Raw genomic sequence first — 24025 nt, forward strand, 5'->3', positions numbered from 1 at the left:
CCGTCCGACGTTTCAAACTCTAGCCGATCCCCACTCCGAAAAGCGAATCGGCCGCAATCCAATAAAACGAACACGCCGAATAAGAACCAAGCCGCAGCAAGACACGACCCGACCCGAACCAGGAAATGGTGTTTCAAAAGGATTGGCCGCCCCGGGACCGTCCGCGCCGATGCGTGTCCGGTGCTCCCTGCCGAGCGACTAGAGAACACTACCCCTGGTCGGCGTCGTGGGCAAGCCGCTGCCGGGGACGGTCCGGGTGCAGAGTGCACGGCCGGCTTTCACGTACTCGCCGTTGGGGTGGTCGTTGCCGGCCACCCAGTGGCGGGCAGTGGCCTCGTCGCGGCCGCCGTCGCGGTGGCGGCGAAGCAGGCGTTCCTCGCGGAGGGCGTCGTCGGTGTCCACGTACCAGAGTTCACGCAGCAGGCGGCGGGCCTCCGGCCACGGGGTGTCGGCGGAGGCGAGGTAGTTGCCCTCGGTGATGACGAGGCGGGTGTGCGGGTGGACGACGTGGCGGGCGGCGACCGGTTCGTCGAGGGTGCGGTCGAAGTCAGGGACGTAGATGTCCTGGAAGCGGTCGGCGGCGATGCGGCGCAGCAGGGCGACGTAGCCGTGGGCGTCGAAGGTGGCGGGAGCGCCCTTGCGGTGGGTCAGGGCGAGGCGGTCCAGTTGGGCGGCGGACAGGTGGAAGCCGTCGAGCGGGACGTACGCGGCGCTGCCGGGGCCTTCGGTGCGTTCGATCTCGGCGACCAGGCGCCGGGCCAGGGTGGACTTGCCGGCGGCGGGCGGGCCGGCAAGTCCGAGGATCGTACGGGCGTTGCTGCCCGGGCCCCGGAGGAAGCCGAGGGCGAGGGCGGTGAGGCGGTCCTCGTTCATGGCCGCACCCTACTCACCGTCGGCACGGGCCTCACCGCTCGGCGAGGGCGGGTACCTCCAGGGTGAGGGTGCCGGCGTCGGCGTCGAGGAGGGCGGGGACGCCGAGCGGGACGGTCAGGGTCGAGGGGCAGTGGCCGAAGCCGAGTTCCCAGATGACGGGTATGCCGAGCGGGCCGAGGCGGTCGAGCATGACGTCCCGGACGCGGTCGAGCCGTCCGCAGCCGTCCCAGGAGCCGAGCGCGATGCCGGCGACCCCGTCGAACGCGCCGGAGCGCAGGAACTGGGTGAGGAGCCGATCGAGCTGGTACGGGTGCTCGTGGACGTCCTCCAGGATCAGGATGGCGCCGGCGTAGGAGGGCCGGGCGGCGGGCGTGCCGCGCTCGGCCGCGAGGACGTGGAGGCAGCCGCCCGCGGTGACGCCCCGGGCGCGGCCGGGGACGAGGGCGGTGGCGGTCGGTGAGGTGAGCACGGTGGTGGCCGTGGGCTCGAAGAGGGTGCGGCGCAGGTGCTCGGCGGTCGGTCCGTCGGTGATGAAGGAGCCGGCCGCGCTCATCGGCCCGTAGAGGGTGGCAATGCCGAGCCGCTGGGCGAAGGCCTCCTGGAGGGAGGAGACGTCGCTGAAGCCGATGAACGGCTTGGGCGGGACGGCGCGCATGGCGTCCCAGTCGAGCAGGTCGACCATGCGGTGGACGCCGTAGCCGCCACGGGCGCAGATGACGGCGTCGACGGTGGGGTCGAGCCAGGCGGACTTGAGGTCGGCGGCGCGGTCGGCGTCGGTGCCGGCGAGGTAGCCGAGGGTGGGGTGGGCGTCGAGGACGTGCGGGGCGACGGTGACCCGCAGGCCCCAGGAGCGGAGGATCGCGCAGCCGTCGGTGAGTCGCTGGGAGTCGATCGGGCCGCTGGGGGCGACGACGGCGATGTGGTCGCCGGGGCGCAGGTGCGGCGGGCGGGTCAGACCCTGGCCGGGTGTGGTCGGGTGCTGGTCCATGGGCCGGGACGCCTTTCGGGGGAGGCCGGGTACGGGCGGCCTCGGCGTGGTCGAGGCCGCCCGGTGACGATATGCCCCCGTGTCGACGGGCCGATGTCCGCGAGCCGACGTCTTCGGGCCGAAGGTGCCCCGAAGGTGCGCGGGAGGCACGGGGCGGTCCTTCAGATCGCCCCCATCACCTTCCTGACCTCGTCGAGGGTGGCGTCGGCGACGGCGTTGGCGCGTTCGGCCCCGTCGCGCAGGACCTGGCGCAGGTGGCCTCGGTCGGCGGCGAGTTCGGCGCGGCGGGCGCGCAGGGGGCGGAGGTACTCGTTGACGGAGTCGGTGACGGCGCGCTTGAGCGCGGCGGCCCCGCCGTCGCCGAGTTCCTCCGCGATCTCCTCGGGTGCGCGGTCCTGGCAGAGCGCGGCGAGCAGGACGAGGCCGGAGACCTCGGGCCGGTTGACCGGGTCGTAGTCGATCCGGCGGTCGGCATCGGTTCTGGCGCCGCGGATGATTCGGGCGGTCTCGTCCTCCGTCGCGCCGAGGGGGACGGAGTTGCCCCGGCTCTTGCTCATCTTGCCGCCGTCGGTGCCGAGCAGCAGCGGGGCGTCGGAGAGCAGTGCGCGGGGGGTGGGGAAGACGGCGCCGCCGCCGGCGTGCGGGTAGCGCTCGTTGAAGCGGCGGGCGATGGTGCGGGCGACTTCGAGGTGGGGCAGCTGGTCCTGGCCGACCGGGACGAGGTTCGCCTTGCAGAAGAGGATGTCGGCGGCCTGGTGGGCGGGGTAGGTGAACATCAGCCCGTTGACGGCGGACTGGCGGGAGTGCGCGATCTCGTCCTTGACGGTGGGGTTGCGGTTCAGTTCGGCGACGCTGACCAGGCTGAGGAAGGGCAGCAGCAGCTGGTTGAGGGCGGGGACGGCGCTGTGCGCGAAGATCGTGGCGCGGTCGGGGTCGAGGCCGGCCGCGAGGTAGTCGAGGACGAGGTTCTCGGTGTGTTCGGCGAGCCGGTCGGCGATGTCCCGGTCGGTGATGACCTGGTAGTCGGCGATCACGACGAACATCTCGACGCCCTGGTTCTGGAGCTGGACGCGGTTGTGCAGGGTGCCGAAGTAGTGGCCGAGGTGCAACGGTCCGGTGGGGCGGTCCCCGGTGAGGACGCGGTGGCCGGTCGGGTCTGCGGTGAAGGTGGCGGTGGTGGCCACGGACGGGGTCGTCGGGGTGGTCGCGGTGGTCATCGGGTTTCTCCCCGGTACGGCGGTGGTGGCGGCCGTCCGGGGCGGGGCCCGTTCCGTGGGAAACGCGAAAGGGCCGTCCGTTCCGGACGGCCCTGGTCGAGCGGGTGGGGTGGCCGTCCCTCAGGACGGCCACCAGCACTGGCCCGCGTAGAGCTTCATGCGGTCGAGGATAGCGTCGGTGCCCGGCGGCGTGGCCGGTTTTCGGCGCCCCCGGTCCTCCCGGTCCTCCCGCTCCTCTCAGTCCTCGACGACCAGCGCGGGGGTGTCCTTGCGCAGCGTCTCACCGCGGAAGAACTCCGGCCGGGCCAGCCCGTAGCAGGTCATCAGGACGGCGCCGAGCAGCAGGATGCCGACGCCGATGACGAACACCGAGCCGATGCCGAAGACGGCGCTGCTGCCGTAGTCCGGGTTCCAGGCGTCGGTGAGGGTCTGCAGGAAGACCCCGCTCAGCAGCACGCCGCCGAGCAGCGGGGCGATGCCCTTGAGGAACAGGTCGCGGGGGCCGGTGCGCAGCGAGCGGCGGAAATACCAGACGCAGGCGAACGCGGTCAGCGCGTAGTAGAAGCAGATCATCAGGCCGAGCGCCAGGATGGTGTCCTGGACGACGTTCTCGCTGATCAGGCTCATGCCGACGTAGAAGACGGCGGTGGCGATGCCGGCCGCGACGGTGGCGTACCCGGGGGTGCGGAACCGCGGGTGGACGGCGCCGAAGCGCGGCGGCACGGCGCGGTAGGCGCTCATCGCGAGGAGGGTGCGGGCCACCGGGATGAAGGTGGTCTGGAGGCTGGCGGCGGCGCTGGCGACGACGGCCAGGAAGAGCAGGACGCTCCACGGCGAGCCGAGGACCGGGCGGGCGAGCGCGGCGAAGACGTTGTCGGAGGTCTCCGGGTTGCTGAGGCCGGAGCCGGTGGAGCCGACGCCCGCGAACATCTGGGCGGAGATCGCGACCAGCAGGTACGAGCCGACCAGGGTGACCATGGAGACCATCGCGGCGCGGCCGGGGGTCTTGGCGCTGCCGAGGGTCTCCTCGTTCATGGTGAGACAGGTGTCCCAGCCCCAGTACATGAAGATCGACAGCGACAGGCCGGCGGTGAAGGCGCTGAAGGAGCTGACCTGGAGCGGGTTGAGCCAGGAGAACGAGAAGCCGATCGAGTCGGGCAGGTCGCCGGCGGCGGCCTTGCCGATGGCGATGGCCGAGAAGAGCACCAGCACGGCGAGTTGGAGGCCGACCAGGCTGTACTGGAACCACTTGGTGGCGGTCATCCCCCGGTAGCTCATCGCGGTGGCGCCGGCGATCAGCAGGACGACGGTGAGCAGGTGGACGGCCTGGTTCTGGTCGAGTTCGGCGACCCAGCTCCTGCCGGTCATCTCGCCGAGCATCAGGTAGAGGAAGTCGGTCGCGACTCCGGCCAGGTTGGAGAGCACGATGATGGTCGCGACGGTCAGGCCCCAGCCGGCCATCCAGCCGACCCGGGGGCCGAAGGCCTTGACCGTCCAGGTGAAGGACGTACCGCAGTCCGGGAAGTCCTTGTTCAGCTCCTTGTAGGCGAACGCGACGAGCAGCATCGGCAGGAAGCCGGCCAGGAACACGGCGGGCATCTGGACGCCGACCGCGGTGACGGTCGGCCCGAGTGTCGCGGTCAGGCAGTAGACCGGGGCGACCGTGGAGACGCCCAGAACCACACTGCCCAACAGGCCCACCGAGTTGCCCCGTAGCCCCTTGTCCCCCGCTCCCCCAGCTGTCCCCTGGTCGGGGACTCCACCACTGATGCCACTGACCGGGGCACCCTGCGGAGCGTCGGGCGCCATTGCCCGGCCGCTGCTTCCGTGCTCTGAGAGCTGCTGATCAAACACCAGCGCACCCTAGGCGCGAGCATGGAAGGTTGAGTAGACCAACCCTTGGTGATCTAAACCACTTGCTTCGATTCGTTCTCGACGAAGCCCATCAAGGTGCAGCATTAACGGCACGTTAAGCGGTGTACCTTGGTTTCAAAGGATCAGGGTCAAGAGAATTTCTCCCCTATGTCAAGGTTTGAGATGGTTCGCCCTCGGCCCGGACGGGCCGCTACGCCCCCCTCGGGCACTTCGGATAGGTTTGCCTCACCTAACCTCGATTCGAAGGAGCGTCGCGTGTCCCCCCACCCCGACGGCCTGGTCCTCGCCCCCCGCACCCCCTCCCGCCGCAGGTTCCTCTCCGCCGGGATCGCCGGCGGGGCGGTCCTCGGCCTCGGCGGACTGCTCACCGCCTGCGGCAGCTCCGGCGGCTCGGGCGGCAACGGCGGCTCCGGCGGCGCGACCCCCGGCACCGGCGGCGCATCGCCCGACCAGAAGTCGGTCAAGCAGGGCGGCGACGACTACGCCACCGTGATCGAGAAGATGAAGGGCTTCGGCACCGACGCCGCCCCCGGCGTCTACCCGCGCACCGTCAAGCACGCCATGGGCGAGACCGTCATCCCCGCCAAGCCCACCCGGGTCGTGGTGCTGGACACCGGCGAACTCGACAACGTCGTCGCACTCGGCATCCAGCCGGTCGGCATCGTCTACACCGACGGCTCCAAGTCCCTGCCGTCCTACCTCAAGGACAAGGCCGGCAACCCGGCCAACGTCGGCACCATCAACAGCCTCAATCTGGAGGCCATCGCCGCACTCAAGCCCGACCTGATCCTCGGCAGCCAGCTGCGCGCCCAGGACCAGTACGCACAGCTGTCCAAGATCGCGCCGACCGTCTTCTCGCTGCGCCCCGGCTACCCCTGGAAGCAGAACTTCCAGCTCAACGCCAGCCCGTTCGGCCTGGAGGCCGAGGCCAAGACCCAGCTCGACGCGTACCAGGCGGCCGCCACCGCGATCGGCACCAAGCTCGGCGACAAGCGGCCCACCATCACGCCGCTGCGCTTCATGCCCGGCCGGACCCGGCTGTACGCCGAGCTGTCCTTCATCGGCACCATCCTCACCGACATCCCACTGCCGCAGCCCAAGATCGAACAGGTCAAGGAGCTTGCGGTGGAGGTCAGCCCGGAGCAGATCGACAAGGCCGACGCCGACTGGATCTTCTACGGCGTGTACGGCAGCCCCAGCTCCACCAACCAGGACGCGGTGCTCGGCGGCGCGCTCTGGAAGACCCTCGGCGCGGTCAAGTCCGGTCAGGCCCGGCCGGTTTCGGACGAGACCTGGTTCCTCGGGCTCGGTGTCATGGCCGCCAACGCGGTACTCGCCGACCTCAAGGGCTTCGTCGCGCCCGGCACCTGAGTCGACACGGGGCGTAGCGGCGGGCAGTGGTCTCGCGCACACCCCCGGAACTGACTCTTGGAGCTGGTCGCGCGGTGCGGGAGGATCATCCGGACCGTCCGCCGAAGGGCCCGTGCCGATGACCTCGCTCCACCCCGCCGCAACCGACCCGCCCCTGCCCGGCCCGCCCGGGGGCAGCGGCGAGTCCGCGCCCCCGCACGCCGCGCGCTGCTCCATCGCGACGGCCGCCGAGACCGGCCCGGCCGGCGCTCCGGGCTCCGCCCCGGCCGGCACGGTCGGCGGGCCGCGCCAGGCCGGCGGCTCACGCCACGACTCGGTGCCGCAGCCGCGCGGACGGGAGGACGGCGTGGGGGACGGCGGACTCGCGACGGCGGCGGGCGAGGCGGCTGCGGACGATCCGACCACCTCGCGGCTGCGGGCGGCGCTCGCCGACCGGCTGCGGGCCGCCCGCGCCCAGGGCCGCTCGGTCGCCGACCTGGCGGCCGCGTGCCGGCGACCGGCGACGGAGGTTCGGGCGCTGCTCGGCGAGAGCACCGAGGACGGCGGGGCTGGCGAGGACGGCGAGGACGGCAAAGGCGGAGACGGCGGGGTCCGTGAAGACGTTCCGGGCGGCGAAGCCGAGGCCATGGGCGGGCGGACCGGGGGCGGCCGGTTCGGTCGGCCGGCTGTCGCGCCCGAGGGTGACCCGGCCGTGCCCGTGCTGCGCGCGGCGCGCGAGGAACTCCGGGCCGCCGTCTCCCGCCGCCCCGCGCCCTCGCGCCGACTGCGCCGGATGCACCCTCAGGCCGACGCGACCGGGCAGGGGGCAGCCGCACGGGAGACGGCCGCGACCTCCGCCACTCTCCAGGCCGAGGTCCGGACGGCAGCCGCACCCGGTTCGGGTGGACCCATCGGAGACGCCTTGGCGGTGACCGCTTCATCGGCCACCGCCCCCGAGGCGGAGCGGGCCGAGACACCGCTCGGCATCCTGATCGGCGGCAGCCCGAACCAGCCCGAGGCCGTCGGCCGCCCGGAGGAACGGGCGCCGGTCCGGGTGACGGCGGAACCGGTCCGCATCGGCCGCGGTACCAGCCTGATCGTGTTGCCTTCCTGGCGCCCCGCCATCGCCGTCTCGGTGCCGACCGAGCACCTGCTGACCGCCACCGGGCTCGCCTTCGAGCAGTTGGCCGACGCGCAGCTGACCGTGCTGATGAACCCCTGCGCGCTGCACGACCGGGAACTGGACCTGCACGCCTGGGAATCCGGCCCGGGCGGGCGGGCGCGACGCGGCGGGCGCCCATAGCGGCGTGCGCTCGTAGGGGCGTCTGGTCGCAGCAGCGCGCGTGCAGGTCCCGTCGGCAGCGGTCAGGGGACGGCGGCCGGGAGATCGCGGTCGGCCGTGTGTCGGGGAGCGGTCAGCGGGCAGCCGGTCAGCGGGCAGCCGGTCAGCGGACGACCGGGGCGTTCGGGATGAAGCCGAGGTCGACGGGTACCGGGGAGCGCCCGTCGACGGCCCAGCCCTCGCGGACAGCGTCCAGCAGCTCCGGCAGCCGGGGCGGCCAGAGCGCGTCGGCGTTCTCGTCGGCCAGGTCGGCCGGGGTCCACCAGCGCCAGTCGAGGATCCGGTCCTCGGCGTGCACCGCGCTGACGTCACCGACCGGGCCGCGGTGCGGTCCGCCCGTGAGGTAGATGTGCTCGTGCTGGCGAACAGGAGTGCCGTGCCAGGTGAAGTCGTGTTCCCACGTGCAGAGCAGCGGGCCCGGTTCGAGGTCGCTCCAGCCCGTCTCCTCCCAGAGTTCGCGCCGGGCGCCGGTCCACGGGGTCTCGCCGGGCTCCAGCCCGCCGCCCGGCATGGTCCAGTGGACGCCGACCTCGTCGTTGTCCGAACGGAGCAGGAAGACCGAGCCGTCCTCGTCCAGGACCACCGTGCGGGCCGCCTGCCGGGGGACACGTCTACGGAGTCTCAGCAGATTTCGCATCGAATCACTCTCCCAGCACCCGGCCGGGCCGTCGAGCGGGTTTGACGCGCCGAAAGCCGCCGACGCCGCCCCGCCCGGGCCTTACCCTGACGGCCATGCCCGTACCCGCGATCCTCTTCCCCGCCGACCCGCTCAACCCGCGCCGGCCCGACCCGCACTTCGCCTGGGAGGCCAGGCTGCTGCGGGAGTTGGGCGGCGAGCACCACCTGGTCGACCACGACGCGCTGCTCGCCGGGCACGCCGAGCAGGCGGTCCGGCGGGTGCCGCGGGACCGGGGTCCGCTCTGGTACCGGGGCTGGATGCTTCCGTCCGCCCGCTACGCCGGCTTCGCCACCGCGCTCGCCGCGCGCGGCTGCGCCTTGCTGACCAGCCCGGCCGGCTATGCGACGGCGCACGAACTGCCCGGCTGGTACGGCGTGTTCGAGGGGGCGACTCCGCCCAGCACGTGGATCCCCACCGCCGCTGCCGCGGTGCCCGGGCCGGAAGAGCTGGCGGCCGCCGCGGCCCGGCTCGGCGGGAGCGGGCCGGCGATCGTCAAGGACTACGTGAAGTCGCGCAAGCACGAGTGGCACGAGGCCTGCTACATCCCCGAGTTGGCCGACCTGGCGAGCATCGGACGGGTGGTGGCGCGGTTCGTCGAGCTCCAGGGCGAGTTCCTGACCGGCGGGGTGGTGCTGCGGCGGTACGAGGAGTTCGAGCGACTGGCCGACGGGCCGGGCGGCAGCTCGGGTGACCACTCGGGTGACAACTCGGGCGGAGGGCCGGATGACAGTTCGGGCCGTGGGAGCGGGCGGGCCGTGGAGGCGCGGGTGTGGTGGCTGGACGGCGAACCCGTCCTGGTCGGGCCGCACCCCGACGCGCCGCACCACGATGTCGAACCCGACCTCACCGGCGTCCGCCCCCTGGTCCGGATGCTCGGCTGCCGCTTCGTCACCACCGACCTCGCCAGCCGGGCCGACGGCTCCGGCTGGCGCGTGGTCGAGGTCGGGGACGGACAGGTCAGCGACCTGCCGCACGGGATCGACGCCACCGGCCTGCTGGCCTCGCTGATCGCCGCCTGACGATCAGCCTGCCGGGCCGCCGGCGACGGTCCGCCAGACTGATCGCGGGCAGTCGGCTACCTCGCGGCGACGGCCCCGACCGCCGGGTGGCCGTCCGCGATGAACGCCTGCCAGAGCCGGGCGTACGTGCCGCCCCGGGCGAGCAGCTCGGTGTGCGTGCCGTCCTCGACCACCCGGCCGTGGTCCAGCACCACGACCCGGTCGGCGCGCTCGGCGGTGGTCAGCCGGTGGGCGATGACCAGCGTGGTGCGGCCGCCGCTGAGCCGGTCCGCGGCATGGTTGACCGCCGCCTCGGTGGCCAGGTCGAGCGCCGCGGTCGCCTCGTCGAGCAGCAGGATGTCCGGATCGACCAGCTCGGCCCGGGCCAGCGCGATCAACTGCCGCTGGCCGGCCGAGAGGTTGCGGCCGCGACCCGCGACCTCGTGGTCGTAGCCGCCGGACAAGCGGACGATCATGTCGTGCGCGCCGACCGCCCGGGCCGCCGCCTCCACGTCGGCCGGCGAGGCGTCGGGCCAGCCGTAGGCGATCGCCTCGCGCACCGTGCCCGCGAACAGGTAGGCCTCCTGCGGCACCACGCCCAGCCGGTGGCGGTACTGCGCCAGGTCGAAGCGGGTGAGGTCGACCCCGTCCACCCGCACGGTGCCCTCCGTCGCGTCGTAGAACCGGGCGACCAGCTTCACCAGCGTCGACTTGCCGGCACCGGTCTCACCCACCAGCGCCACCGTCTGCCCGGCCGGGATGTGCAGGTCCACGCCGGTCAGCACGTTCGGGGCGCCGTCCGCGCCGCCGTTGTAGGCGAAGCCGACACCCTCGAAGGAGATCTCGCCGCGCAGCCCCTCGGGCACCGGCACGGGGTCGGCCGCCTCGGCCGTGGCGGTCGGGGTGCGCAGCAGCTCCCGGATCCGGCCGAGGCCCACCGAGGCCTGCTGGTAGCCGTCGAACACCTGGGACAGCTGGTTGACCGGTGCGAAGAACAGATCGATGTACAGCAGGTACGCGACCAGCGCGCCGACCGTCAGCGTCCCGGCGTCGACCCGGGCCGCGCCCACGATCAGCACCAGCGCGGCGGCCACGCTGGAGAGGAACTGGACGAACGGGAAGTACAGCGAGATGTACAGCTGCGCGCGCACCCGGGCCTCGCGGTAGGCGACGCCCCGGGCGACGAAGCGGTCCGTGTTGGTGTCCAGGCGGCGGAAGGCCTGGACGATCCGCATGCCCGCCACGTTCTCCTGGAGGTCGGCGTTGACGGTGCTGATGAGATCCCGGGACAGCTCGTACTGGTCCCTGGACTTCCGGCGGAACACCAGCGTCGCGATCACCAGCAGGGGCAGCACCGCGAAGACCACCAGGGCCAGGCCGGCGTCGATGATCAGTAGCGCGGCGAAGATCCCGCCGAAGGTCAGCAGGCTGACCACGGCGGTGACCACGCCGGTCTGCAGGAAGGACGTCAGCGAGTCCAGGTCGGTGGTCATCCGGGTCATGATCCGGCCGGACAGCTCGCGCTCGTAGTAGTCCAGGCCGAGCCGGTTGAGGTGGGCGAAGATCTTGAGGCGCAGCATGTAGAGCACCCGCTCACCGGTACGGCCGCTGACCCGGTTCTCGGCGCTCTGCACCAACCAGTCCAGCAGCACCACCACCAGCGCGGCGAGCGCGGCCACGGCCACCCCGGACATCAGGGCCTTGCTGACGCCCTGGTCGATGCCGTGCCGGATCAGCACCGGCAGCACCAGGCCGGAGGCCGCGTCGAGCGCCACGAGCAACAGGGCCAGGGCGAGCGGGACGCGGAAGGGGCGCAGCAGGCGGCGGAGGGTGAAGTCCGGGTCACCGGCCTCGGCCTCGGCGCGCGGGACCGCCGGGGAGTCGGCGGCCGGCGGGAGGGCCGCGACCTTGGCCAGCAGGTCGGGGTCGGCGGTGCGGGCCGCCTTGACCAGGGCGGGGGTGGGGAGGTCGGGGGTGGCCGGGGCAGGAGCCTGCGTGGGGGTCGGTTCGTGGACCGGCTCGGAGGTGGACCGCGCCTCGGCCTGCTCAGCGGCCTGCCGCGCGGGGGTCTGCTGCGCGGGGGTCTGCTGCCCAGCGGGCTGCTCGGGGGTCTGGGGCGAAGTCTGTTCGACGGTCTGCGGGGCCTCGGACGACCGCGACGTGCGGCCGGCCTCGGGGTCGGTGATCAGAGCCCGGTACTGGGGACATCGGGCGTCGAGTTCCTCGTGCGTGCCGATGTCCAGCAGCCGGCCGTGATCAAGGACGGCTATCCGGTCGGCGAGCTGCAGGGTCGAGCGGCGGTGGGCGATCAGCAGCGTGGTGCGGCCGGTCATCACCGAACGCAGCGCGTCGTGGATCTCCGCCTCGACCTGCGGGTCCACCGCCGAGGTGGCATCGTCCAGCAGCAGGATCCGGGGGTCGGTGAGGATCGCCCGGGCCAGCGCGATCCGCTGGCGCTGGCCGCCGGAGAGGGTCAGGCCCTGCTCGCCGACCCTGGTCTCGTAGCCGTCCGGCAGCGCGCGGACGAACTCGTCGGCCTGGGCGGCCCGCGCGGCCGCCACCACCTGCTCGTCCGTGGCGTCCGGACGGCCGTAGGCGATGTTGGTGCGGACCGACTCGGAGAACAGGAAGCTCTCCTCGGGGACGATGCCGACCGCCGACCGGACCGAGTCCAGGGTGAGGTCGCGCAGGTCGTGGCCGTAGAGGCGGACGGCGCCGGCCGCCGGGTCGTAGAAGCGCGGCACCAGCTGCGCCACCGTCGACTTGCCGGAGCCAGAAGCCCCGACCAGGGCGAGGGTCTCGCCGGGGGCCAGCTTCAGGCTGAGGCCGTGCAGGACGGGGGCGGGGTGCTCGGGGTCGTAGCGGAACTCGACCTGGTCGAACTCCAGGGCGACGTCGGAGGTTCGGGGGCCTGTGGTGGCGCGGGTGTCAGCGGTGGCGCGAGGGCCTGCGGTGCCGCCTTCGCGGACGCCGGTGGTGGCGCCTTCGGGAGTGCCGTCCCCGGTGAGGTCCAGGGTGAGCGCGTCCGGGCGCTCCTGGACCAGCGGGCGCTCGTCGATCAGCTGGAGGACGCGCTCCACACCGGCCCGGGCCTGCTGGCCGACCGTGATGACCATGGTGAGCATCCGCACCGGTCCGGTCATCTGCGCGACGTAGGTGGAGAAGGCGACGAAGGTCCCGAGCGACACCTGGCCGTCGACGGCCAGCCAGCCGCCGAAGGCCAGCACCGCGACCTGCGCGAGCGCCGGGATGGCCTGCATCGCCGGGTTGTAGCGGGCGTTGAGTCGGATCGACCGGAGCCGGGCGGCGAACAGGTTGCGGGAGGCCCGCTCCAGCTTGTCCAGTTCCTGCGCCTCCTGGCCGAAGCCCTTGACCACCCGGACGCCGCCGATCGCGCCGTCCACCACGCCCGCGACGGCGGCCGCCTCCTGCTGGGCGGCCCAGGTGGCGGGGAAGAGGCGCTTGCGGCTGAGGACGGTGATCCACCACAGCGCGGGGGCCATCACCACGGCTATCAGGGTGAGCGGCGGGGAGAGCCAGACCATCACGACCAGCGACATGACGAACATCAGCAGGTAGCCGGTCATCATCGGCAGCATCGAGAGCAGGCCGTTGATCAGCTGGAGGTCGGAGGTCGCGCGCCCAACCACCTGGCCGGTGTCCAGCCGGTCCTGGCGGTGGCCGTCGAGCCGGCCGAGCGAGCGGAACAGGTCGCTGCGCATGTCGTGCTGGACGTCGAGGGCGAGCTGGCCGCCGTAGTAGCGGCGGACCTGGGTGCAACCGAAGACTACGGCGGCGGCGAGCAGCAGCACCACCGCCCAGGGGACCAGCGAGCGGGTGTGCGCGGTGATGACGTCGTCGATGATCAGCTTGGTGACCAGCGGCACCAGCGAGGTGACGGCCATGCCGACGAGCGAGGCGCCGAAGGCGAGCAGCACGCTGCGGCGGGAACGCCAGCAGTAGCCGACCAGGCGGCGCAGCCAGCCGACGGCCTGCGGGTGGTCGCCGTCCGGCTGCGGGCTCGCGCCGGGGTCCGGTGAGCCGCTCGGGGATTGCTCCACCGTGGATCCGTGAGTCTCAGGCATATTTAGGGATGCTAACCATTTCGTCGGGTGGCCGCCATGGCGTTTCCGGCCCGGATAGGGCCGGAGCGGGCCGGAGCAGCCCGGATCGTCCGGTCCGGCGGACTGGCCAACAGCCTGCGGCCTGCGGTGATTCCCGGCCGAACGCGTCCGGGTCGAACGCGCGCACGGCCCGCCGACCCCGCCCGCCTCCAGGGTCGCCTGACTCCAGGGTCGCGGACGACCCGCCGAAGGCCCAGCGGCCAGGGGCGGGCGGGCGCCGTCCTTTGGTCCTAGACCTCCGGTGGCCCTAAACGGCCCTAGACCTCCGACCTCGGAGCCGGACCGGACCGCCGGCCCTCGGGCCCGGACTGCCGGGCAGGCCCTCCGTTGGCGCGGGGCTCAGGCCCGCGCGGACACCGACTCGGCCGCCGCCGCGAAGGCGCCGTGGGCGAGGGCCTGCAGCAGGATGGCCATGCCGTCGCGCTGGAGGCCGGAGCGCTCGTCCTGGGCGGGGCCCGATCCGAGGCTGTGCGGGGTCGAGTTGATCAGGCCGAAGACGGCGTGGACGGCGGCCCTGGCCACCGGCTCGGCGGCGGGGCCCGTCAACTGCGGATAGACCTGCCGGACCACGTCCACCCACAGCTCGACGTAGCCGCGCTGGAGCCGGCGGACGGTGCGGCGGTCCTCCTCCTTGAGGTTCAGCAGCTCTCGGTCGTGGAGGGTGATCAGGTCGCGGTCGTCGAGGGCGAAGTCGACGTGGCCGCCGATCAGCGCGTCCAGCGCGGCGGCCGGACCGCCACCGCCCCCCGCCCGGCGCCGCCCCTCCTCCAGCAGGCGCTCGCTGATGCCGATCAGCAGATCGGCGAGCATCGCGTCCTTTCCGGCGAAGTGGCGGTAGAGCCCTGGGCCGCTGATGCCGACGGCCTTGCCGATCTCGTCCACACCCACCCCGAGGAAACCCCGGGCCGCGAAGAGTCGCGCGGCCTCCCGACGGATCTGGTCGCGGCGTGGGAGCGCGGAGGCTGCGGGAACGTTCGGCATGCTGCCCATCGTAGACAGTGGGGTTATCGGCCGTTAACCTGGATGCGTAAGTTAACGTTAATTAACGTGGGGTCCACGGGCGCACCGCATTCGGCCGCCCACCTGGTGCCGAGGGCAAGGGAGCTCTTGGGAATGGTCATCTCAACCGCCGGTGTACCCACCGGCGTCCATGGCAGCGCAGCGGCCGGCACCACGGCGGCGCCGGGTGCCGTACCGCCGGGAGCCGCTGCTCCCGCGCCCCGGCTCGGCACCGCGGTCGATCCGGGCTCCACCGCCTACCGCGCCAACACCGAGGCGCACCGGGCCCTCGTCGCCGAGCTGCGCGAGAAGCTCGACGCGGCGGCCCTCGGCGGTGGCGCCAGGGCCCGCGCCCGGCACACGGCGCGCGGCAAGCTGCTCCCCCGCGACCGGGTGGACACCCTGCTCGACCCGGCCTCGCCCTTCCTGGAACTGGCCCCGCTGGCCGCCGACGGGATGTACGACGGGGCGGCGCCCGCGGCCGGGGTGATCGCGGGCATCGGCCGGGTCGCCGGACGCGAGGTGGTGGTGGTCGCCAACGACGCCACCGTCAAGGGCGGCACCTACTACCCGATGACCGTGAAGAAGCACCTGCGCGCCCAGGAGGTCGCGCTGGAGAACCGGCTGCCCTGCGTCTACCTGGTGGACTCCGGCGGCGCCTTCCTCCCGATGCAGGACGAGGTCTTCCCGGACCGCGACCACTTCGGCCGGATCTTCTACAACCAGGCCCGGCTCTCCGCCGCGGGCATCCCGCAGATCGCCGCCGTGCTCGGCTCCTGCACCGCCGGCGGGGCCTACGTCCCGGCGATGAGCGACCAGGCCGTGATCGTCCGCAACCAGGGCACGATCTTCCTGGGCGGGCCGCCGCTGGTGAAGGCCGCCACCGGAGAGGTGGTCACCGCCGAGGAACTGGGCGGCGGCGACCTGCACTCCCGTACTTCGGGGGTGACGGACCACCTGGCCGAGGACGACGCCCACGCCCTCTCGATCGTCCGCACGATCGTGGCCGGGCTCGGCCCGCGCTCGGCCAGGCCGTGGCCGCTCACTCCGGTCGAGCCGCCGGCCGTGGACCCGGCCGGCCTGTACGGGGCCGTCCCGGTCGACCCGCGCACGCCCTACGACGTGCGCGAGGTGATCGCCCGACTGGTCGACGGCAGCCGGTTCGCCGAGTTCAAGGCCGAGTACGGCGCGACCCTGGTCACCGGCTTCGCCCGGATCCACGGCCACCCCGTCGGCATCGTCGCCAACAACGGCGTGCTGTTCTCCGAATCGGCCCTCAAGGGCGCCCACTTCATCGAGTTGTGCGACCAGCGCGGCATCCCCCTCCTCTTCCTGCAGAACATCACCGGGTTCATGGTCGGCCGGCAGTACGAGGCGGGCGGCATCGCCAAGCACGGCGCCAAGATGGTCAACGCCGTCGCCAGCACCCGCGTCCCGAAGCTGACCGTGGTGATCGGCGGCTCGTACGGAGCCGGCAACTACTCGATGTGCGGCCGGGCCTATTCACCTCGCTTCCTGTGGATGTGGCCGGGTTCGAAGATCTCCGTGATGGGCGGCGAGCAGGCGGCGTCCGTCCTCGCCACCGTCCGCCGCGACCAGTTGGAGGCCCGCGGCGAGCAGTGGCCGACCGAGGCGGAGGAGGAGTTCAAGCGCCCCGTCCGCGAGCAGTACGAGCGCCAGGGCAACGCCTACTACGCCACCGCCCGCCTCTGGGACGACGGCGTGATCGACCCGATGGACACCCGCACCGTCGTCGGCCTCGCCCTCACCGCCTGCGCCAACGCCCCGCTCCCGCCGCCCGGCCCGTACGGGGTCTTCCGGATGTGACCCCGCCCCGGCGGGTGTGACCCGCCCCTCCCGCGCGACCTCTCCTCTCCTGTCGGTGTGACCCCGCTCCTGCGGGCGTGACTCCCGCGGCGCCGGCGCACCGCCCGGGCCGGCGCCCTTCCCTCCACCGCCGCCCCCGCCGCCACCTCCTTCGTACGGCCCCCCTCGACCCGGAGGAACGCCTCCCATGTTCGACACAGTTCTGGTCGCCAACCGCGGCGAGATCGCCCTCCGGGTGATCCGCACCCTGCGGCGGCTCGGCGTGCGCTCGGTCGCCGTGTTCAGCGACGCCGACGCCGACGCGCCGCACGTCCGCGAGGCGGACGTCGCCGTCCGGCTCGGCCCGGCCGACCGCAGCGACAGCTCGGCGGCCGAGACCTACCTGCGCACCGACCAGATCCTCGCCGCCGCCCGCCGCACCGGGGCCCAGGCCGTCCACCCCGGTTACGGCTTCCTCGCCGAGAACGCCGGCTTCGCCCGTGCCTGCGCCGACGCCGGCCTCGTCTTCATCGGACCTCCTCCCGGTGCGGTCGAGCTGATGGGCGACAAGATCAACGCCAAGGAAGCCGTCCGAACCGCCGGCGTTCCGGTGGTCCCCGGCAGCCAGGCCACCGCGCCCACCGACGGGGATCTCCTCGCCGCTGCCGAGGAGATCGGCTACCCCGTCCTGCTCAAGCCGTCCGCCGGAGGCGGCGGCAAGGGCATGCGCCTCGTGCGGGACCGCGTCGACCTGCCCACCGAGATCGCCGCCGCCCGCCGCGTCGCCCGGACCGCCTTCGGCGACGACACCCTGCTGCTGGAACGCTGGGTCGACCGGCCGCGCCACATCGAGGTGCAGGTGCTCGCCGACGCCCACGGCACCACCGTCCACCTCGGCGAGCGCGAATGCAGCCTCCAGCGCCGCCATCAGAAACTGATCGAAGAGGCTCCCTCCGTTCTGCTCAATGCCGAGACCCGCGCCGCGATGGGCGCCGCGGCCGTCCGCGCCGCGGAGTCCTGCGGCTACACCGGCGCCGGCACCGTGGAGTTCATCGTTCCCGGCATCGACCCGGACTCCCCCGCCACCGCCTCCACCGAGGGGGTACGGGACTTCTTCTTCATGGAGATGAACACCCGCCTCCAGGTCGAACACCCCGTCACCGAACTCGCCGTCGCCGTCGGCGACGATTCAGCCCGACTCGACCTGGTCGAGTGGCAGCTGCGGATCGCCTCGGGCGAACGGCTCTCCTTCGACCAGTCCGACATCTCCTTCCTGGGCCACGCCATCGAGGCCCGGATCTGCGCCGAGGACCCGGAACGGGACTTCCTGCCCACCGGCGGCCGCATCCTCCTCCTGGACGAGCCCCAGGGCGAGGGCGTGCGCGTCGACTCCGGAGTCGCCCCCGGATCCGTCGTCACCAGCGCCTACGACCCGATGCTCGCCAAGGTCATCGCGTACGGGCCCGACCGCCCGACCGCGCTGCGCCGGCTCCGCGCCGCGCTGGCCGACACCCGCATCCTGGGCGTCACCACCAACACCGGCTTCCTGCGACGGCTGCTCGCACACCCCGAGGTCGTCGCCGGCCGACTGGACACCGGCCTGGTGGAACAGACGGCCCAGCAGCAGCCCGCCCTGCTCGCCTCGCCGTACTCCCCGGCGAACGCGCCGAGCGGCGCGCACGAGACCGGCGAGGCAGACAAGGCCAACGAGGCCGATGACGCGCACGAGGCCGCTGCCACAACTGCCGACCCGCTGACGGCCGAGACGCCACCACCTGCCCACCTCCTCTACTACGCGGCCGCGCTGGCGCGGCACCTGGACCTCACCCCGGCCGCCGACCCCGGCGGCTGGACCGACCCCTTCTCCCTTCCCTCCGGCTGGCGCCTGAGCGGCACCCCCGCCTGGACCACCCACCGACTCCGTACCCCCGGCCGGGATCCGGTCTCGGTGCGCATCCGTTCGATCACTGCGGGCAACGTAGCCGATGCCACTGACAATCCCGCCGAGCTCACCCGCGAGGTCGAGCTCCGGCTCGGCGCCGGGCCCGTCCACCGCGCCCGCGCGACCCGGACCGCCGACCGGCTGCACCTGACCGTCGACGGCCTGCAGACCACGTTCGCGCTGGCCACCGACGCCGCTCCCGGCCTCGTCTCCGGACCGGTGACCTGGCTCGGTGTCGAAGGCGACGCCTGGTCGCTGCACGCCCACGACCCGGTGGGCGAGCGCGCCGCCGGAACCGCCGCCCACCACGGCGCCCTGACCGCCCCGATGCCCGGGACCGTCACCGTCGTCAAGACCACGGCGGGCGAGACGGTCCGCAAGGGCCAGCCCCTGCTCGTGCTGGAGGCCATGAAGATGGAACACGTGATCGCTGCCCCGCACGACGGCGTGGTGGCCGAACTGCGGGCCGCCGCCGGCGCCACCGTCGCGATGGAGGAACTGCTGGTCGTGGTCGCCCCGGCCGGGGACGGCGCCGACGAGCAGGCCGCCCCCGCGGCCGCCGGGGTGCGGTCATGACCGCACCCGCCCGCGAACCCGACGCGCTGGACCTGGGCCTCCCCGACCCCGTCCGCGCCCCCGGCCTGCCCGAGGAGGTCCGGATCCACGAGGTCGGACCGCGCGACGGGCTGCAGAACGAGGGCTCCCAGGTGCCCGTGGAGGTCAAGGCGGAGTTCATCGCCCGGCTCGCGGACGCCGGGCTGCGCACCGTCGAGGCGACCAGCTTCGTCCACCCGAAATGGGTCCCGCAGCTGGCCGACGCCGAGGAGCTGATGCCCCGGCTCGCCGGCCTGCCGGAGCGCCACCCCGGCCTGCGGCTGCCGGTGCTGGTGCCCAACGAACGCGGCCTCGACCGGGCGCTCGCCCACCACGCCACCGACGTCGCGGTGTTCGCCAGCGCCACCGAGACCTTCGCCCTCCGCAACCTCAACCGCTCGGCGGACGAGGCGATGGCGATGTTCCGCCCGGTCGTGGCGCGGGCGACCGAGGCCGGGCTGGCGGTCCGCGGCTACCTCTCGATGTGCTTCGGAGACCCCTGGGAGGGTCCGGTCCCGGTCTCCCAGGTGGTCGGGCACGGCGTGCGGCTGCTGGAGATGGGCTGCGCGGAACTGAGCCTCGGCGACACCATCGGCGTGGCCACCCCCGGGCAGGTCGGCGCCCTGCTGGCCGGCTTCGCGCGGGCCGGGGTGCCGGCCGACCGGCTCGCCGTGCACTTCCACGACACCTACGGCCAGGCGCTCAGCAACACCCTGGCGGCCCTGCGCGAGGGGGTCACCACGGTGGACGCGTCGGCGGGCGGCCTCGGCGGCTGCCCGTACGCGAAGAGCGCCACCGGCAACCTGGCCACCGAGGACCTGGTGTGGATGCTGCACGGGCTCGGCGTCCGGACCGGGGTCGACCTGCGCGCGCTGGTCGCCACCAGCGGGTGGATGGCCGAGCGGCTCGGCCGTCCGAGCCCGTCCCGCACCGTCCAGGCGCTGCTCGGCGCCGCCCGGGGCTGACCCCGCCCCACCACCGCTCCCCGGTGCCGGCCGCGCGGAATCCCGGCCGCGGCCGGCGCCGGGCACCGCCTTCACCGCCCAATCACACCGTGCGACCGTCACACCGTCAGACGGACGCCGGTCGCCCCGCTCACGCCCGCGGCCACCCCGGCCGGGCTCCAGGAGGATCACCGTGTTCGACCACCGACTCAGCAGCGAGTACGAGGAACTGCGGCGCACCGTCGCCGAGTTCGCCCAGGACGTGGTGGCGCCGAAGATCGGCGGGTTCTACGAGCGGGAGGAGTTCCCCTACGAGATCGTCCGCGAGATGGGGCGCATGGGCCTGTTCGGCCTGCCCTTCCCGGAGGAGTACGGCGGCATGGGCGGCGACTACTTCGCACTGGGCATCGCCCTGGAGGAACTCGCCCGGGTCGACTCCTCGGTGGCGATCACCCTGGAGGCGGCCGTCTCGCTCGGCGCGATGCCGATCCACCGGTTCGGGACGGAGGAGCAGAAGCGCGAGTGGCTGCCCCGGCTGACCTCCGGCGAACTCCTCGGCGCCTTCGGCCTGACCGAGCCCGAGGGCGGCTCGGACGCCGGCGCGACCCGCACGACCGCGCGGTACGACGAGACCACCGACGAGTGGGTCATCAACGGCACCAAGTGCTTCATCACCAACTCCGGCACGGACATCACCGGTCTGGTCACCGTCACCGCACTCACGGAACCGATCGCTCGTTCGAGTGAAGAAGGCGAATTCCGCTCGCCAACGCGCGAAATCTCTTCCATCATCGTGCCCACCGGGACCCCGGGGTTCCAGGTATCGAAGAAGTACTCGAAGGTCGGGTGGAACGCATCCGACACCCGCGAACTGTCCTTTACCGACTGCCGTGTTCCCGCGGCCAACCTGCTGGGCGAGCGTGGCCGAGGCTACGCCCAGTTCCTGCGGATCCTCGACGAGGGCCGCATCGCGATCGCGGCCCTGGCCACCGGCCTGGCCCAGGGGTGCGTCGACGAGTCCGTCAAGTACGCCGGCACGCGCCGGGCCTTCGGCCGGCCGATCGGCGCCAACCAGGCCATCCAGTTCAAGCTCGCCGACATGGAGCTGCGCGCCCACACCTCCCGCCTGGCCTGGCGGGACGCCGCCTCCCGGCTGCTGCACGGCGAACCGTTCAAGAAGGAGGCCGCGATCGCGAAGCTGTACTCGTCCGAGGCCGCCGTCGACAACGCCCGCGAGGCGACCCAGATCCACGGCGGGTACGGCTTCATGAACGAGTTCCCGGTCGCCCGCTTCTGGCGCGACTGCAAGATCCTGGAAATCGGGGAGGGCACATCGGAGGTTCAGCGCATGCTCATCGCCCGGGAGATCGGCGCCGGGTTCTGATCCGGCCCCACCGGAGCAACGCCCGGCTCCTCAGGCGGTGTTGAGGAGCGCCTGACGCAGAGGAGCGGGCCGACGCCGACGGGGCGATCGACACCATCGACGGCCGACACCATCGGCCGACAACGGGGAGACGTCTCCGGGGGCGCCGAAATGCGGCGCCCGACGGAACGTCAGGGAATCACGATCACCGGGCGGTTGGCCCGCCGCGCCAGCCGCCCGGAGACCGAGCCGAAGATCTTGCCGAGCAGGCCGTGCGTCGTGCCGACGACGATCGCGTCGGCGGCGTACTCGCGGCCGACCTCCTCAATCTCGTGGCAGATGTCGCCGCCCCGCTCGATCAGGATCCACGGCACCCCGGTGAGGAAGTCCGCGCAGGCGAGCTCCAGACCCAGGACCTCGGTCCGGTGGTCGGGGAGGTCGACGAAGACGGGAGGTTCACAGCCTGCCCAGACAGTGGCGGGCAGGCGGTTGGCGACGTGCACGATCACCAGGCCGCACTGCGAACGGCGCGCCATGCCCACCGCGTACGCGAGGGCGCGCTCGCTCGACAGGGAGCCGTCGAAGCCGACGACCACGCCGTGCTGGAAGACCGGGTCGAGGGAGCGTGCGGACGCGTCCCCGGCCGTCGACTCGGTGTGCGCGCCGGGCAGGCCGGACGCCTCCGGGCGTTCGGCGCCCGGGCCCAGGCGGCCCGTCACCGGAGACCCTGCGGGGTCGGCCGGGTGCCCGCCACGCCGCTGGCGAGGCCCTGGACGGTCGTGCCGGGCGAGGCCGCCCCGTCGGACCAGGCCGTACAGAGCGCGCACGAGGCCCCGGGGAGCGCCCGGCTCCGGGCCGGCCTCCTCGGCGCCCGGGATGCGATCGGCGGTACCAGCGACGCCTGAGGTGCCAGCCGGTTCGTCGGCTCGCTGGGCGGCGGCGTCGCCGACCCGCTCGCCGCCAACCCGCTCGCCGGCGTGCTCGTCGACACGGTCATCAGCCCTCTCGCCCCCACGCTCGCCCCGGTGCTCGTCGGCCGGTACGCAGCCCGGCTCGTCGGCCTGGGCGTCGGCCTGGCCATCGGCCTGCCTGCTGGCGGGCAGGCGACCCGATACATCGGCGTCACCGTCGGCTGGAGCGAGGTCCGCGCGGCCGCCGTCGTCTCCGGTGTCTGCGCCCGCGTCGCGGGGCGCGTCCGGCTCCACCGGTCGGAAGGACTCAAAACCAGCCATGGCTCACGGCTCTTCATGGGAGAGGGGCCGACAGGAGAGGACAACGCCGCCCGGGCAGCAGGCCCGCCCACGGGATGACGTCGGTCTGCGCCGCGCAGCACCGTATGTGACCTGTTCCTTTCAGAGTACGACGGGTGTGAGGCCCAGCCCAGCGGTGAGGCCTCGGAGCGGCATTGTTCCCGCGAAAGGAGGATGCGCCCGCCGTCGACAGTGCGCCCTGCCCGCAGGCCACGCGCCCCCTCCAGAAAGGAGGTTCCCTGGAGCTTGACTGAGCGGACCGGGCGACGCAACAGGCCTGCCGGACACCGTGACCGGACTGTCATGGATCGGCGACGATCCGTTGCGACACGTCGCGAACCGTCACGTCCCGCCAGCCTCAGCCGGCCCGCCCGGACCCACCCGTACGCCGGGTCCTGGAACCCGTTTCAGCCACTACGTACGGCTTCGCGACGCGGTCTGGCATTTGCCAGGTGCATAGGCGCGGCCGCTGGCACCATGCTCGGCATGCCCCTGCTCCTGTTCGACCTCGACAACACGCTGCTCCCCAGGGACGCCGCTTTCCGGGCCTGGGCTCAGGATTTTCTCTCCGAGCGCGACCTGCCGCCCGGAGACCTCGACTGGTTCGTCACGCTCGACGGCGGCGGCTACGTGCCGCGCAGCACCGTACTGTCCGCCGTCCGGCGCCGCTACGGGTTGGACGTCTCCGCCGAGTTCCTGCTCGCCCACTACCGACGCGGCATCAACTCCCACATCCACTGCCCGCCCGGACACGTCGAAGCGCTGCGGGCGGCACGGGCGGCCGGGTGGACGCTCGGCATCGTCAGCAACGGCGGCACCCGGCCGCAGTTGGAGAAGATCCGGCTGACCGGGCTGGGGCCGCTGGTCGACGGCTGGGTCATCTCCGAGGAGGCCGACTGCGTCAAACCGGATCCGCTGATCTTCGAGATAGCCGCCCAGCGGTGCGGTGTCGCGCCCACCGGGACGTGGGCCGCGCACACCTGGATGGTCGGGGACCACGCGCCCGCGGACATCGCCGGCGCCGAACTGGCCGGCCTGCGTAGCGTCTGGCTGCACCACGGCCGGCCCTGGGCCGAGAGCGGCTACCGGCCGACGCTGAAGGCGGCCGGTCTGCCGGAGGCCGTCGGCCAGGTGCTCGCCGCACGCGGCGCGCCGTCGGCCCGGCCGGGCCTGCGCGCGGGCGGACCGGTCCAGCGGCGGGCCACCGGCGTACCGGTGCGCGCGGGGGCGCTCGCCAGCGCGCGCACCGGCGCACAGCTGGCGGGATGCGCTCCTGACGGCCCGTTCGCGCCTGCTGCCGTGAACGCCGGAACGGCGAGTGCCCCCGATGGTTCGACGGCGGGGTCGGATGTCCGAAACCGAACCGGCGGGTTTGCCGTGGTCGCCGACAGCCGTCCTGGCCTGATCCCCGGCGCGAACCCGGCGGCGGACCCTGGGGCGAGCGTGCTGCGCCCCGCTGCGGCGGCGCGCCCAACGGCCGTCCGCAGGAAGGAGGATGGGGCTGGGCCCGCGCGGACCACGTTCGCCGTGGCACCGGCGGCGGCCGCCCCGTAACGCCCTGCTTGAAAGCGCCACCTCGCGCACCTCGCCCCGCACGCCCTTCACACACCCCACCCCACCGCACCCCACCGCAGCGCAGCGCAGCGCAGCGCACCGCACCGCACCGCACCGCACCGCACCT

18 protein-coding genes are annotated in these 24025 nt (G+C 73.1%); 10 read left to right on the forward strand and 8 right to left on the reverse strand.

Going from position 1 to position 24025, the window contains the following annotated elements; all coding sequences use genetic code 11:
• Positions 1-198: 198 nt before the first annotated feature.
• The 4 genes from ACIQVZ_RS23295 to ACIQVZ_RS23310 all read right to left on the reverse strand — a co-directional run bounded on the left by ACIQVZ_RS23295 (position 199) and on the right by ACIQVZ_RS23310 (position 4887).
• Positions 199-873, reverse strand: a complete 675-nt coding sequence (locus tag ACIQVZ_RS23295; protein WP_402452570.1) for a nucleoside/nucleotide kinase family protein — start codon at positions 871-873, stop codon at positions 199-201.
• Between the two features lie 31 nt (positions 874-904).
• A complete protein-coding gene (locus tag ACIQVZ_RS23300) occupies positions 905-1861 on the reverse strand; it encodes an LD-carboxypeptidase (protein WP_402452571.1) in 957 nt (318 codons plus the stop codon).
• Between the two features lie 161 nt (positions 1862-2022).
• Positions 2023-3078, reverse strand: a complete 1056-nt coding sequence (gene trpS, locus ACIQVZ_RS23305; protein WP_402452572.1) for a tryptophan--tRNA ligase — start codon at positions 3076-3078, stop codon at positions 2023-2025.
• Between the two features lie 237 nt (positions 3079-3315).
• Positions 3316-4887 carry an APC family permease gene (locus tag ACIQVZ_RS23310; RefSeq protein WP_350882517.1) on the reverse strand — a complete coding sequence of 524 codons (1572 nt, stop codon included), beginning with the start codon at positions 4885-4887 and terminating at the stop codon, positions 3316-3318.
• Positions 4888-5208: 321 nt separating this feature from the next.
• On the opposite strand from ACIQVZ_RS23310, the gene ACIQVZ_RS23315 reads away from it, so the two are divergent.
• Together ACIQVZ_RS23315 and ACIQVZ_RS23320 are read left to right on the forward strand one after the other, a co-directional pair.
• Positions 5209-6324: an iron-siderophore ABC transporter substrate-binding protein gene (locus ACIQVZ_RS23315; RefSeq protein ID WP_350882519.1), complete on the forward strand. Its 1116-nt coding sequence runs from the start codon at positions 5209-5211 to the stop codon at positions 6322-6324.
• Positions 6325-6442: 118 nt separating this feature from the next.
• A complete protein-coding gene (locus tag ACIQVZ_RS23320) occupies positions 6443-7606 on the forward strand; it encodes a hypothetical protein (protein ID WP_402452573.1) in 1164 nt (387 codons plus the stop codon).
• 142 nt (positions 7607-7748) lie between these two features.
• Here the strand turns inward: ACIQVZ_RS23320 and ACIQVZ_RS23325 are convergent, their stop codons facing one another.
• Positions 7749-8282 carry an NUDIX domain-containing protein gene (locus ACIQVZ_RS23325; protein ID WP_350882524.1) on the reverse strand — a complete coding sequence of 178 codons (534 nt, stop codon included), beginning with the start codon at positions 8280-8282 and terminating at the stop codon, positions 7749-7751.
• Between the two features lie 95 nt (positions 8283-8377).
• Between ACIQVZ_RS23325 and ACIQVZ_RS23330 the strand changes: the two genes are divergently transcribed.
• On the forward strand, positions 8378-9343 hold the full coding sequence (locus tag ACIQVZ_RS23330; protein WP_402452574.1) for an ATP-grasp domain-containing protein: 966 nt from the start codon (positions 8378-8380) through the stop codon (positions 9341-9343).
• A 56-nt stretch (positions 9344-9399) separates the two neighbouring features.
• Here the strand turns inward: ACIQVZ_RS23330 and ACIQVZ_RS23335 are convergent, their stop codons facing one another.
• Together ACIQVZ_RS23335 and ACIQVZ_RS23340 are read right to left on the reverse strand one after the other, a co-directional pair.
• Positions 9400-13407: an ABC transporter transmembrane domain-containing protein gene (locus ACIQVZ_RS23335; protein ID WP_402452575.1), complete on the reverse strand. Its 4008-nt coding sequence runs from the start codon at positions 13405-13407 to the stop codon at positions 9400-9402.
• A gap of 378 nt (positions 13408-13785) precedes the next feature.
• Positions 13786-14427 (reverse strand): TetR/AcrR family transcriptional regulator, encoded by a 642-nt coding sequence (locus ACIQVZ_RS23340; RefSeq protein WP_402452577.1) that lies wholly within the window; start codon positions 14425-14427, stop codon positions 13786-13788.
• 132 nt (positions 14428-14559) lie between these two features.
• Between ACIQVZ_RS23340 and ACIQVZ_RS23345 the strand changes: the two genes are divergently transcribed.
• From ACIQVZ_RS23345 to ACIQVZ_RS23360, 4 genes are all read left to right on the forward strand, one after another.
• On the forward strand, positions 14560-16272 hold the full coding sequence (locus ACIQVZ_RS23345) for a carboxyl transferase domain-containing protein (protein ID WP_350882532.1): 1713 nt from the start codon (positions 14560-14562) through the stop codon (positions 16270-16272).
• Positions 16273-16459: 187 nt separating this feature from the next.
• Positions 16460-18769, forward strand: coding sequence for an acetyl/propionyl/methylcrotonyl-CoA carboxylase subunit alpha (locus ACIQVZ_RS23350; protein ID WP_402452578.1), 2310 nt, complete (start codon positions 16460-16462; stop codon positions 18767-18769).
• Positions 18766-19752, forward strand: a complete 987-nt coding sequence (locus ACIQVZ_RS23355; protein WP_402452579.1) for a hydroxymethylglutaryl-CoA lyase — start codon at positions 18766-18768, stop codon at positions 19750-19752. The genes ACIQVZ_RS23350 and ACIQVZ_RS23355 overlap by 4 nt, the downstream gene beginning before the upstream one ends.
• A gap of 172 nt (positions 19753-19924) precedes the next feature.
• Positions 19925-21115 (forward strand): acyl-CoA dehydrogenase family protein, encoded by a 1191-nt coding sequence (locus ACIQVZ_RS23360; RefSeq protein ID WP_063349303.1) that lies wholly within the window; start codon positions 19925-19927, stop codon positions 21113-21115.
• Positions 21116-21285: 170 nt separating this feature from the next.
• Here ACIQVZ_RS23360 and ACIQVZ_RS23365 read toward each other — a convergent pair whose 3' ends face one another.
• Complete coding sequence (locus tag ACIQVZ_RS23365) at positions 21286-21765, reverse strand: universal stress protein (RefSeq protein WP_350882661.1); 480 nt, start codon at positions 21763-21765, stop codon at positions 21286-21288.
• Positions 21766-21837: 72 nt separating this feature from the next.
• Here ACIQVZ_RS23365 and ACIQVZ_RS23370 point away from each other — a divergent pair, with 72 nt between their 5' ends.
• From ACIQVZ_RS23370 to ACIQVZ_RS23380, 3 genes are all read left to right on the forward strand, one after another.
• Positions 21838-21999 (forward strand): hypothetical protein, encoded by a 162-nt coding sequence (locus ACIQVZ_RS23370; protein ID WP_402452580.1) that lies wholly within the window; start codon positions 21838-21840, stop codon positions 21997-21999.
• A gap of 72 nt (positions 22000-22071) precedes the next feature.
• Entirely contained in the window at positions 22072-22404 is a 333-nt protein-coding gene (locus ACIQVZ_RS23375) for a hypothetical protein (protein WP_350882541.1), read from the forward strand.
• 426 nt (positions 22405-22830) lie between these two features.
• The gene (locus ACIQVZ_RS23380) at positions 22831-23898 is read left to right on the forward strand and encodes an HAD-IA family hydrolase (RefSeq protein WP_402452581.1); all 1068 of its coding nucleotides are present in this window, start codon (positions 22831-22833) and stop codon (positions 23896-23898) included.
• Positions 23899-24025: the final 127 nt, after the last annotated feature.

This window comes from Kitasatospora sp. NPDC098663 (assembly GCF_044760075.1).
In the GTDB taxonomy this organism is placed as follows: Bacteria; Actinomycetota; Actinomycetes; order Streptomycetales; family Streptomycetaceae; genus Kitasatospora.